We start from the raw sequence: 12,230 nt of genomic DNA, 5'->3' as shown, positions 1-12,230 counted from the left end.
CTGAATCGTTCCAATCCCATGACTTTCTAAAAACTCCAATTCCTTAAATTCCTTGAACTCCTGTTCCCTAAGGAGTTGCCCTATGGCCGTGGTGCTGATGGCAGGAATGACCCGATCTGCGCCTGCTAGCTGGATTTTCGGGAGCCAATGCAACGAGACGATCGCCTCGCTTCTACAATGGGGGCGACTAGTTTGATTTGGATGAGTTCACAGCCTTGAACGCGCCCCAGTCGGAACAATTTGAGCGCGTCCGATCGAGCCTGCGACGGGCGATCGAGCAGTTGGGTGCTCGCGATTCACAACGGTGGAATGCCCTGATTCAGCCGGATTTGGATCGGTTAGCGGGGGCTCTCGACAAGCTCGATCGATTCGTGGTGCGGATTGCGGCCTTTGGCTTGGTTAGCCGGGGCAAATCCGCCGTTTTGAATGCCCTATTGGGGGAACACCTGCTGGAAACGGGGCCCCTGAATGGCCTGACGCGCTTGCCCCGATCGGTGCGGTGGCATCCTCCCGGGCGCGATCGCCCGATCGAGGTGGAATTCATTGACACACCGGGGCTGGATGAAATTGATGGAGAAAGCCGCGCCGAACTCTCGCGGGAAGTGGCCGAGCGATCGGACTTGATCCTATTCATCACCGCTGGCGACTTAACCCAGGTGGAATATGCGGCCTTGCGAACCTTGCGCCAGGCCCATAAGCCCCTGATTTTGGTTTTCAACAAAATTGATTTGTTTCCCGAAACGGAGCGGCCGGCGATTGTGGAGCGGCTGCGATCGCTCATGCAGTTGGAAGCGGCCGGCCAGCCCCCACCCACCCACCCGCCCAGCAATCCCGCCGAACGTCGCTGGGATCCGTTCTTGCCCGTGGATGAAATTGTGCTGGCGGCGGCGGAACCGGCTCCAATTCAAGTGCGGGAAGAATGGCCCGATGGCCGGGTGACCTATGGTTGGGAGTCGCCCCCACCGGAGATTGAGACCTTGCGATCGGCCATCTTGGCCACCATCGATCGGGAAGGAGAAGCCCTGCTGGCCCTGAATGCTCTGATGCAGGCCCGCACTGCCCAGCAAACCATCGCCCAAAAAACCCTCACCCACCTGCGCGACGATGCGGAGGCCCAAACTTGGCGATTCATTCAAGTGAAGGCCGTAATCGTGGCCCTCAGTCCCTTTGTGCTGTTGGATGCGATCGCGGCGGTGTTGGTGGATTGGTTTTTGGTGCGATCGCTGTCGCGGCTCTATGGCTTGCCCCTGGTGCGATCGGCTTGGCAGTCGTTTTGGAAAACGGGCTTGGTTAGCTTGGGAGCCATGTTGCTTGGAGAAGTGGGGGGCGGCTTCCTGGGTGGGAATGACGGGCGATCGCTCCAAGCGGGCAGCGACGGCTTCAGCGGTTACCTGGGGGCGGCCCTGGTGCAGGCGGCGGCGGCGGCCTTTGGTAGCTTAGCGATCGCCAAAACCACCCGCAGTTCTCTCGAAGCGGGCTGCACTTGGGGAGATGACGGCCCCGACACCCTCGCCAAGGACTTGCTGGATTTTGTAGAGCCGGGAACCGTCTTGCACCAACTGCGAGACGAGTGGCGATCGCGCATTGGCCTGGGTGGCCTTGATGCCAAACCCACCGACCCCGCTAAAACAGTCGCGATCGTGCCCGCGCCGAAAATCCCCCCGGCAGATAAATCGGACAAGTGACCCCCGCCCGCATTTGTGACCAGTCGCAGAACTGGGCCGCCAGCGCATCGCCCGAGCCATTGCAAACTCGCACATTAAAGCCATATTCCCTGGCCACTCGCCCAAATTCATTCAGGTAGGCATATTGGCGCGGGTATTCCAAATTATTCCAAGGTTGCAAATTAAACGTCACTTCCACCCAAGGCGGCAATTGCTCATCACCCCGGTGGATCGTCCAGCGATCGACAATTTTTCCCCCCAGCAAATCCCGCGTGAGCCAGAGGCTAGGCGGAGTCAGGCCCTGTTGGCGAATTTCCTGATCGGTGGCCATGGGTTGATCGCCAAAACAGCCCGTCCGTCGAAAGATTCGGGTTGGCTCCAGTTCCACGGCCACCGGATCCCCCAAGGGTTGATCGGACAGTGCATCGCTGCCGCTGGTGACGGCTGCTGCCGCGGCCTCCGAAGCCGAAGTTTCCACGGCTGGCGACACGGACATTTGCACCGGCTCGGTCTTGGGTGGCCCTTCCCGGGCGATCGCCCCGGGCGCAATTGCCACCGGCAACCCCAACCCCAGCCCTAAACCAACGGCCCAACCAATAGCAGCACGGTTAGCAACACGAGTAAGACTGGGCATGACTTTTGCGCCATTCTGGCGGCAGCTTGCAACGGGCAATTCTGAAGATTTTAGAGGGCGCGATCGGCTTCAAGGTTCAGTGCCAGGGCTTGGCGATCGATTCGCACAGCAACCGGCAGCAGCAGACGGCGGCGGGGTTGACTGGGCGATTGATGACTGGGCGATTGATGACTGGGCGATTGATGACTGGGCGATTGATGACTGGGCGATTGATGACTGGGCGATTGATGACTGGGCGATCGATGACTGGGCGATTGATGACTGGGCGATCGTTAAACCCTGAGTAGCCGCAGTCTCCGCCTCCAAAGCAGCACCCTCCATCGCCTGATGAAGCTGACTTGCTCGCTCCACAATCGGACAAATATTGCCCGGGGATTGTTCCAAGTCATCCGCCACCGCCAACAGGGATTGCAACTCATCTCGCAGCCGCTGAAGCGATTGAATGCGGCGATCTAGATCTGCCAACTTATCCCGCAGCTTATGCTTCACCGTTGAACAGGGAGCATTGCCACTGTCATAAACCGTCAGCAGCTCACTGATATCTTGCAAACTCATGCCCAAAGATTGGGCCTGCTTCACAAAGGCCAAGCGATCGAGCGTGGACGGTGCAAACAACCGAAACCCGCCAGCCGTTCGATCGATCGCTTGGATCAGTCCCAAACTTTCGTAGTAGCGAATCGTTTGAATGGAGCAGCCACTGCGCGATCGCACCTCTCCAATTTTCAACAGATTTTGGGCTGGTGCTTCAGCACGCTTTGCAAATTCCCAAGACACTGGAACCTCAGAAATTTTTTATTCATCGAACTTCGTTCACCTAAGCTTATCAATATTTATCAATCATGCATTCAACTTTGAGGATATCTACATTGAGGGATTTACACATTAAGCTTTGATTGAAATCCTGAGTTAGCTCCCAGGTTTTAGCAGCATCAACAATCCCTCACTGAACTTTATTAAGCTGAGCTTAGATGATCGCTAAACCCAAGTGGTTCTGCGTCCCAGTAATCCCATAATTGTGCCCGCTCCCTGCGCCGTTCGGATACAAGCTCGATATAAATGATGCTTTCCTCGCAATAATCCAGGAATTAGTGCCAGAATTCCCAAAATCATTAACGCAAGCCCTTTGCAGAGCCGAACTAGAAATATCTTGGGCTGTGGGTAGAGTTCTTTTTCAACCAAGCTGTAAATGCTCCAACCCCAATAGTTACGCCGTAACAACCATTGAAACGTGGTTCGACTAGCTGGAATCGATTCATAGGCGATCGCCTCTGCTGACCAAACAATTTTTAAGCCCGCTTGATGGAGTCGCATAAATAGGTGCGTATCTTCTCCACCTCCCACCGCAAATCGCTCATCAAAAACACAGGGCATTTGCTTCAGATACGGCGCAGGGAGCAACACATTGTTCGTGAAAGCCACGTGCAAGTTCTGACCTGTTTTATAGGCAGGAGGCGCAAAGAATTGTCCCTGATGAATCCAGTTAGGCACTTGATTGGATTGAAACACGGGCAAGATTGGCCCGCCCACAATATCTGCTTGAAATTGCGCTTGCGCAGTCAAAAGTGCTTCTAGCCAAGAGGGGCAAGCTTGTTCATCATCATCAATGATGGCGATGAAGTCACTATCTTCAGCCGCATTTTGAATGGTACGATTTCTGGCATAGGTCACACCCGATCGCATTTCAATATCGTAGCGAATTGGCCAGTGGGAGCTTTCTTGCCAAGTGGACAAGGTTTCGCGCGCCGATCCATTTGCATCATTGTCAACCACAATGATTTCAATTTCAGGAGTTGCAATTTGCTCAAACTTGAGTGCCTGCAAGCTCAAGATCAGTTGATGCAGTAAATCTTGTCGTTTATAGGTGGCAACGCAGATGGAAACTTTCATGAAAATTTAATTGATCACCTTCAATTAGCCACACTCAATCAGTCGCACTCACCAATCGCACCTAAACCGCCCGTGATCCCTCATTTTGCGATGATGACTCGTTGAATCGAAGCCTCACGATCAAAGCGCCCAAGGCAACGGTTCCACCGCCGGACAATCGGTTTGCATTTGATAGGTACATCCTTGAGCCGTTGCGTAGTGAATAGCCAAGACCATTTCATTCACATGCAATGAATAGCGTCCTGATAACCTGGGCGATCGCTTATTTTCAATTGCCTCGGCTAAGTCGGCAATTCCCCGCGCAAAATCCATTTGTTGAGCGCCCCGATACTTTTGACGCTTGGTGACTGGCCCCACCAATGGGTAACGTTGCGCGAGCGGCCCCTCGATCGTTTTGCGACGAATTCGTAGACGACGTTTAATATAAACGGGCGATCGATAAAACCAACAATCTTCCGTATACATCACCCCCTGATCTCCAAAAATTCGTAATTCGTGATCGTGGGAAGCCACGATGCTACAGGTCAAGCGAGCCACAACTCCCGAGGCAAACTTAATACAGGCAACTGAAAAATCCGGCGTATTGGGTGGATCTAAATGATCAACACCCTTATTGGGAATCGTACAATCCGCAAAGGCAGTAACGCTAACAGCCGACCCAAAGAAAGCAGGTAACCAAGTTAAGTAATAGCCCGCATGTTCCAACGTGCAACCCACTTCAAATTCATCTTTGTAGGGCCACGGTATTCCCGATTCACTCAGCCAGGTTTGGTAAGCCATCGCAGGCACAAACCCATCGTCCATTTCTGCATAAACCAAGCTGACTTGGCCAACCGCTTGCTCGCGCAAAGCTTTCCAAATTGTCTGTGCCGTTTCGCCCAAAAGGCTGCAAGGCGCACCGGAAATTTCCAGTTGCTTAGATTCCGCTAGTTCAACCAGTTCTTTGGCCTCTTCAAAAGTCATCCCCAGCGGTTTTTCTGAGTAAACATGTTTGCCCGCCAACAAAGCTGCTTTGGAAACTTCGTAGTGACTGCGAGGATTGGTTAGGTTTACGACAATTTGCACGCGCTCATCTGCGAGCACCGCTGCCAAACTGGGGTACTTAGGAAGTTTATGAAATTGAGAAAAATGCTCTGTGCGTGCTGAATCTCGATCCATTACGCCCAGAATTTTTAATGAAGGATGATTTTCGAGGGTTCGCACATAATAATCAGCAACAAATCCACAGCCGATCAATGCAACATTCATGGAACTATTGCCCGTCTATATTGATCAAAAACAGAACAAGGGGGATGCCCCAAATAGTCAGCCAGTTTTGGCGGTCTCAGGATCAAGAACATCACTATTGGCCAACTCCTTGGGCAGCGGGCCCCCACAAACCTGGCCAAATTTTCATCCTTTACCAAGATTTGTGGCCAGGAACCGGATCATTGAAAGTAGCCCGAGGGTTTTTGATCGTATGCTGGCTTCTTCGACTCGCTCAACATTTACCCTCCATCCATCATGAAGAGCGATCGACTACACATGCACACCCCTAGCAACCAGTCTATTCAAGCTCTAACAAGCTCGCGTATCGATCAACTGCTATTTTAGCCTTAGCAGAAATCATGATGGCAACATGCTCAGGTCGAGTTGAGTTAACAAAGTTGCGCAACTCTTCTTCGGTCATCACATTGGGATCGTAATAGGAATTGAGAATTTTGGTTGGATCCCAGTAATGACCGCTTCGGTCTTGAAGCACCCGGTCAATATAGGTTCCATAGAGTGTGTATTCAGAAAAATGCCAGGTTTTTGAAACTGCCTCGAACCATGATTGATGATAAATTCGCTCAATGTGACGACACATCGCTGTTACATTTTCTCGTTTCCAAGTGATCACATCAGCAATGTAGTCGGGAGCTGGCATGGGTGTTGCCGTTAAACCCAATAACCGGCTAGCCGATTGATGCCAATGTTGATGCGGCGTATCCATTCCGATCGGATTGCCCTCTGGCTCAGCATAGAATCGAACTTGGTTATTTTTGACCAGGTTCGAAATGCCAAAGTCTCGGATAAACATTTCATCCGAGTCCAAAAATACTGAAATTTCTTCATCAATGACTCTAGAAAGTGCGATTTTGGAAATTTGCTGCATAATCCAGCTACGCACTGGAACTCCTTTTAGGCTGAACCAGGTTTTTCGGATTTTGGGTAGCCTAAAAAGCCAAAAGGGGAGCAGATCTTGAACAATAATAATTTCTGTGTGTTGATTTTTGAGTTGTGAAAACAATTTTAGATCGCGCTTTTCTACAACAATGTAATGCTTGAAAGGTGGTTGAACAAATCGCGATATACTTTTGCAGAGAAGTTGACAGCGTTGGAAATCTTGATCATAGCTTGGCGTAATGATTGCAAAGGAAGACAGATTTTGAGAATTATCGACTTGCATGGGATGACTGGTGTTGAAGGCAGAGCTAGGTTATCGATTTTTGAGCGTCTTCAAGCGAAGTACTGACTCAAAGGGTTCTTTTAAAAACAGGACAGTTGAAAGCAAGGCACTGAACAATTATTCTTATTGATTTTATTTGAATCAGGAAAAAGTGAATCAAGAAAAAGTTTCTCAATCATGAAATGAATTGTTCTATTTTCAAGCTTGAAGCTTTGTAAGCCTGAAGTAATGTTCAAGCAACTTCTCAGGCTATGTTTCAAGCACCCATTGTAAGCCAAGGATTTTCGCTATTATTATACTGCATTGCCGAAATTGATTTGTATTTAGCTTTGTAGAATTTTTTGAGAATTTTCGAGGAATTTTTATTTTTGATCAAGAAGAATTTGTAAATTGTAAAAAGTGAATTTTTCTTAAAGAATTTGCTTACAAGTAAGTATTTTGAATTTTCTTAAAGTACCTTCAGTTTTTCTCGTAATCAAGAATTGGACTTATACTCAATTCCAACTCTTGACTCATCCGACAAGAACTCAGCGGTCTCGGGCAAGGGTTGTTCCGGAATTTGAGTGGAAAAATTTGGAGGGTTGACTTTAAATTGTTGATAATAGTTTGCTGCCACTGTGAAGGAGACAGCGGCAAAAATGACACTTGGCAAAGAGTTACGAAACAGCAAGGAGCTTTCCGAAAGATTAGCAACGGTGCTGTAGGTAAAGAACATCAGAACCCAAATATATTCGTTATTTTTGGTGGCACGCATGAGCGCTATGGTTTTGACAATTGTTTGGAAAACAACCCAAACGTAAACTGCTAAGCCCACAAGACCTAAATCAATACATATTTCCAAAAATCCATTATGCGCATCAGGAACGGGCCACCGAACTGCACGAACAACATAGGCTGATTTCCCATCTAAGCCATTCCAGAATGTGCCAAAGCCATAACCCAGGATTGGTCGATCTTTGATTCGATCAATCACAAATTCCCAAACATCTGTTCTACCTGTTAGGCTAGCATCCTTACCTAACGCGCCCAGGATATTAATTACGATGTCATCCCAATAAAAAAATAAATTAATTCCAATGACGGCTGACCAGATTAGGCAGCGAACCATCCATTTGTGTGGTAGGCGAAAAATCTGGCCAAATGCGCTCATGCCAATCAGCAATCCAATATTAATAAAGGGACTTTTGGAGCCAGAGAGTTGAATAAGAACAAAGGCAGTGAGGAGGCCAGACCAAGCTAAATAGCGATATCGTCGATAGGTTTCGGAAATACCAAGCAGCACAAAGACCCCGGAAGCGAGGGCCATCATTTTACCCAGTTGATTTTTGTGGGAATAGATGCCACGCCATTTGCCGGCATGAACTGCGCCCATCACGCCATATTTACGCAGGGCAACACCAAAGACGAAGCAGAGTACTTGGGAAATACCAAACATAACTCCCAAGATGCGCACTTGATCCCTGAGGGAGTAGCGAGTGGCGAGATAAAGACCAAATTGAAAGGTGCCAATCATGGCGATCGAGGCGTTAAGGGTCTTAGACGGCTCGATCGACCAGAGAAACGAAATGGGAAACATAGCAATGAGAAAAACCACTGTGGGAGCTGCCATTAGCATCACAATGACTTTTTTCCATCGCATAATTAATAAAATATTAGTGACGATGTAGTTCAAAAAATAGAGCGCCACGCTCGGTTTATAATTAAAAGATAAGATATCTTGCCCATCACCTTCACTGGCTCCATTGGTTAAAATAACCTCCAGAATGCCAAGGGAGTAGCGAATGAGAAAGAAAACAACAAAAATGTGTTCTAAGAGAAAGAGAGGATTGCGGTTATAAACCTCTTTGAGTTTTGCTGTTGCTTCCTTTGTAATCAAAAAAATGCTCATTTCTTTTTGATCAAATACTAGTCAAGGGGTTTGGCAGCGAATCTGGGACAATATTCGTAAACAGTCAAAATAAATTCAAAACGAACTCAAAAATAGAACAATTTAAGATCAATGGCAGATCAATATTAACAACATTAATTCAATGCCAAGCTCAAGTTTGGTTCATGGGTTCGCTGGTTTGAGCCGTGAGTTCAGCAGTTATAGTCCAATTTTTAAGCGAGTTTACCTGACTTGCCACTAGGCGTTGGGCTTGCGGGGGGCGCGGCGGTGCTTGGGTGCTGGTGGCTCGTTAGCGGACAGGTCTTTGAGAAGAAAACTGAGCCACAGCCGCAAGGAGTTGGTTTCCTGTTGTTTTTTGTGGTTGACCCGCAGGAGTGCTTGGCGATCGCGCTGTAACTCGGCTTGGATTGCTTGCTGCTGAGCACGAGCTTGGGCCATATTTTCGTGAATTTGGTTTAATTCCACTTGCCGATCGCGACAGAGGGCCACGAGTCGATCGTGCTCTGCCTGTAGTTTAGCGACGGTGGAGGGCAGTCCGTCGTATTGCTGTTGCAGGGTTTCGATCTGTTGGCGAAGTTCGTAGCGCCGCCGGTGATGGGCATCGGCTTGGGTGCGAATTTGTTCGAGGGCCGCTTGCTGCTGTTGCAGGGTCATTTCTACGCTCTGCTGTTCTCGCATGGTGTCAGCGAGCGATCGCGTGAGGGTGGCCGTGCGCTCGCTGAGTTCGGCCGCTTGGGCCTCAAGGCTGGTGCAGTTGTTAAGGAGGGTTTGTTCTCGCTGGCGGAGGTTGCTGAGGTTGGCTTGGCGTTCTTGGGCCTCTTGTTCTAGGGCAATTGTTTCGGCGCGCAGTCGATCGACCTGAGCAAGGTCGCGCTCCATGCTTGCCTTGCGACTGTCAAGATTGGCTAGTTGAGTTTGATGCTGAGCAATTTTGTCTTCGAGTTGCTGGCGCTGGGTTTCCAAATCAGCCAAAACGCGATAGACCTTCTGCGTTCGGCCGCTGCCTTCATCAATTTGGGACTGAATTGCTTCTTTTTCCTTGCGCAGAACACCAATCACGGCTTCGAGTTGCTGCTTACGGGTGAGGGATTGCTCTAGTTCTCGTTCGAGGCGATCGACCTCCACACGCAAGGCGCTGGCGAGGTCGCTGCTGAGGGGCGGGTTGATGGTTGGTGGGCGGCGATCGCTGGGTAACCAGTTGGCATATTCGGGGGAGATGGTTTCCCTGAGGCGAGGATCCCAGGGTTCGGACTGCGATCGGGAGCGATCGGGCGTTAAGGCGGTGATCGCCGCTGCACCGGACAGGGCAATGGCTCCGAGACCGAGGGCCTTTTGCCATTGGCGATCGGTCACAACCCCAATGCCAAGACCTAAGCTAAACGCGACCGTGCCTGCGATCCACCAATTGCGATTCACTGCTAACACACCATCTGAACTATGCGATCGTAGCCATAACTTAACTGCTGATTACTCCAATCCATCGATTACCCCAATCTATACCAAGGGATCAACAGAGCCAGACCGAGACCAACCAAACCCACAAAAAATCAGCAGACAGAATCAACGAACGAAACCAGCCAATACAACCAGTCAATACAACCAGCTAATACAACCAACAACCGGGTTAATATTCCAGCCCGTCCATCTCAACGCAATTCCCCCCATGCCGACGGGCCCGCTCAAGGGCCCGCAAAGCCGATCGCACGGCCGCATCGGGCAGTTGCTGGAGGTCAGGTACTAACGTGCCAATGCCTAAGGATAGGGTCACTTCTCCGCCAGCGATTGGGATCGGCTCCTGGGCGGATGGGGAGCGATCCATTGGTGCTCCGGCAGGGACTTCGGAAGAGACTTCAGGGGCCACTTCAGCAGCCATTGCAGCCTCAGAACCAGTGACCAAGAACGCATCGGCTAAATCTGCGCTGGCATCGATGCCGACATTGCCAACATTGCCAACATTAGTGTTGGTATTGATCGGTCTGGATGCCTCTTGCCCAGCATGAACCCGGTCATTGGCGGTGTTGGAGTTGCTCCGGGGCCGATCGCGCGTTGGGGGAAAATCCATATCCAAATGCAAAGACGAACCGGCAGCCCAAGGAGAAGCCGGAGCCTCATCGTAGTGGCTTGGCCAATGGTGAGCCGTGGGAGTCATGGCCTGCTGAGTCGTGCAGCGATTGAACTGATGGCGAATCGATTCCGCGACGGCCAAAGCGCCGATCGAGTCGGTGTTGGGCAGCAGAATCAAGAATCGATCGCCCCGATCGCGGCCAACCACATCAGAACTGCGCTGCACCTGTTGTTTTAAGACCGTTGCCAGATTGTGGATCGTTTGTTGACCAAAGGCCTCGCCTTGGAGATTCACCCAATCCGCCAAATGATCCACCTCGCAGGCCACAATCGATAGCACCTGTTCCGATCGCAGCGCCTGTTGCCAAGTGTGCTGCAACGCTTCATAAAAGCGATGATGATTCGCCAAACCCGTTTCCAGATCAACGCCTTCCAACTGTCGAATTCGGTCTTGGGCCTGGGCGAGGGCCACTTGCAATTTTTCCTGTTCCGCTTCCATCAAAATCAGTCGATCGCGATGTTCATGGAGCCAACTTTCCAGGGCTAATCGTTGTCGCTCCAAAAACTGCAATCGATCGCCATACCGCACCAGCAAGCGACTGGTGAGCCGCACAAACTGCGCACAATCATCCTGATCGTCCAATTGCGTCAGGGCGCTGACCTTCGCCGCCAAACCCCCCGTAAAGGAAGACTCCTGATCCAAACAGCTCAACAGCACCCAAGCAAGGCGGATGGAGTCCAAGGCCCGACTACAAATCCAAGCCGCAGTCATTCCCGTTAAAAGACTGACAGCCAAGGCCCAGCTCGCCACCTTGGCCAAGGGAAACGGCTCCCAACTCGCCCACAGAAACCAGCCCCCCAAAACACTTAAAAACACTGCCGCACCGACTTTGGTTGGCAGCGATCGATTCCAGTTGATCGGCGGACTAGAGAAGCGCGTCACCGGTTGGCTTACCCACTGAGTTGATCAAGTTATCCAGGACGGGAACGCCACAGGAGCATCGGAGATGAGGAAATCGCATTCACTCACAGTTCACCTCGCCACAGACCAGCGCCCACCCTCCATCATTCCTGATTCAGCGTGAGTCCGCCCAAATTTGCGCAAAGATCTTCAAGATGTCGAGGGTTCCAGCCCGGCACTTCACCCACCACCTCAATCAACACCTGACGGCCCGTCATGCCCGATCGCAAGGCCACTTGGAGATAATCGATCGGCAGTTCCGGCAACCGCTCCGACCACTCGATCGCCACAATTCCCGCAGCCACCTCGCCCCCTTCCCAATATTGCTCCAGGGCCAGCGGCTCCACCTCTTCTGGACTCAACCGATAGAGGTCAAAGTGATACAGCGGAATCGCCCCCTCCAAATACTCATTCACCAGCACAAAGGTGGGACTCACCACCGGCTCCGCAATGCCCAGCCCCGCCGCCAAACCTTGCACCAGCGTTGTTTTGCCGGCTCCCAACTCTCCATCCAGCAGGATCACCGCACCGGGCCGCAAGATCTGCCCGATCGCCCGGCCCAGGGCTTGGGTCGCAGTCGCATCTGCCAAAAAGAATTCCAGAGTCATTGCACCAAAGTCGCCGGGTTGCCAAAGAAAACCATTACCAGGAAACCCCAAGGGATTAATCAAGGGGTAAGTCAACGGTATCTGTAAAACTATCGC

At 50.9% G+C, this 12,230-nt stretch carries 10 protein-coding genes; 1 reads left to right on the top strand and 9 read right to left on the bottom strand.

Translation table 11 applies throughout. From position 1 onward, the window contains the following. Positions 1-215: 215 nt before the first annotated feature. Positions 216-1,685 carry a DUF697 domain-containing protein gene (locus H6G53_RS04875; RefSeq protein WP_190531196.1) on the top strand — a complete coding sequence of 490 codons (1,470 nt, stop codon included), beginning with the start codon at positions 216-218 and terminating at the stop codon, positions 1,683-1,685. On the opposite strand, the gene H6G53_RS04870 is transcribed toward H6G53_RS04875, so the two are convergent. The 9 genes from H6G53_RS04870 to tsaE all read right to left on the bottom strand — a co-directional run bounded on the left by H6G53_RS04870 (position 1,624) and on the right by tsaE (position 12,209). Further along, entirely contained in the window at positions 1,624-2,298 is a 675-nt protein-coding gene (locus tag H6G53_RS04870; protein ID WP_190531194.1) for a hypothetical protein, read from the bottom strand. The two genes, H6G53_RS04875 and H6G53_RS04870, sit on opposite strands and share 62 nt — an antisense overlap. 69 nt (positions 2,299-2,367) lie before the next feature. Then, positions 2,368-3,072 carry a heavy metal-responsive transcriptional regulator gene (locus tag H6G53_RS18520; protein ID WP_347343094.1) on the bottom strand — a complete coding sequence of 235 codons (705 nt, stop codon included), beginning with the start codon at positions 3,070-3,072 and terminating at the stop codon, positions 2,368-2,370. Positions 3,073-3,273: 201 nt separating this feature from the next. Further along, positions 3,274-4,185 (bottom strand): glycosyltransferase family 2 protein, encoded by a 912-nt coding sequence (locus tag H6G53_RS04860; RefSeq protein ID WP_190531192.1) that lies wholly within the window; start codon positions 4,183-4,185, stop codon positions 3,274-3,276. A 120-nt stretch (positions 4,186-4,305) separates the two neighbouring features. After that, a complete protein-coding gene (locus H6G53_RS04855) occupies positions 4,306-5,433 on the bottom strand; it encodes a Gfo/Idh/MocA family protein (RefSeq protein WP_190531190.1) in 1,128 nt (375 codons plus the stop codon). A gap of 298 nt (positions 5,434-5,731) precedes the next feature. Continuing rightward, positions 5,732-6,613, bottom strand: coding sequence for a DUF6492 family protein (locus H6G53_RS04850; RefSeq protein WP_190531187.1), 882 nt, complete (start codon positions 6,611-6,613; stop codon positions 5,732-5,734). Between the two features lie 475 nt (positions 6,614-7,088). Then, positions 7,089-8,501 carry an O-antigen ligase gene (locus tag H6G53_RS04845; protein WP_099533766.1) on the bottom strand — a complete coding sequence of 471 codons (1,413 nt, stop codon included), beginning with the start codon at positions 8,499-8,501 and terminating at the stop codon, positions 7,089-7,091. A 237-nt stretch (positions 8,502-8,738) separates the two neighbouring features. Next, positions 8,739-9,917, bottom strand: coding sequence for a hypothetical protein (locus H6G53_RS04840; protein ID WP_190531185.1), 1,179 nt, complete (start codon positions 9,915-9,917; stop codon positions 8,739-8,741). Between the two features lie 208 nt (positions 9,918-10,125). Further along, positions 10,126-11,508, bottom strand: a complete 1,383-nt coding sequence (locus H6G53_RS04835; protein ID WP_190531183.1) for a GGDEF domain-containing protein — start codon at positions 11,506-11,508, stop codon at positions 10,126-10,128. A gap of 122 nt (positions 11,509-11,630) precedes the next feature. Beyond that, the gene (gene tsaE / locus H6G53_RS04830; RefSeq protein WP_242030738.1) at positions 11,631-12,209 is read right to left on the bottom strand and encodes a tRNA (adenosine(37)-N6)-threonylcarbamoyltransferase complex ATPase subunit type 1 TsaE; all 579 of its coding nucleotides are present in this window, start codon (positions 12,207-12,209) and stop codon (positions 11,631-11,633) included. Positions 12,210-12,230: the final 21 nt, after the last annotated feature.

This window comes from Limnothrix sp. FACHB-406 (assembly GCF_014698235.1).
Taxonomy (GTDB): Bacteria; Cyanobacteriota; Cyanobacteriia; order CACIAM-69d; family CACIAM-69d; genus CACIAM-69d.
The sequence above is the reverse complement of the archived record's forward strand: the minus strand, read 5'-3'. Positions and strand labels throughout refer to the sequence as shown.

Coding starts and splice junctions, on each gene's coding strand:
- H6G53_RS04850 (WP_190531187.1), bottom strand. CDS start 6,613: ATGCAAGTCGATAATTCTCAAAATCTGTCTTCCTTTGCAATCATTACG.
- H6G53_RS04845 (WP_099533766.1), bottom strand. CDS start 8,501: ATGAGCATTTTTTTGATTACAAAGGAAGCAACAGCAAAACTCAAAGAG.
- H6G53_RS04860 (WP_190531192.1), bottom strand. CDS start 4,185: ATGAAAGTTTCCATCTGCGTTGCCACCTATAAACGACAAGATTTACTG.
- H6G53_RS04870 (WP_190531194.1), bottom strand. CDS start 2,298: ATGCCCAGTCTTACTCGTGTTGCTAACCGTGCTGCTATTGGTTGGGCC.
- H6G53_RS04855 (WP_190531190.1), bottom strand. CDS start 5,433: ATGAATGTTGCATTGATCGGCTGTGGATTTGTTGCTGATTATTATGTG.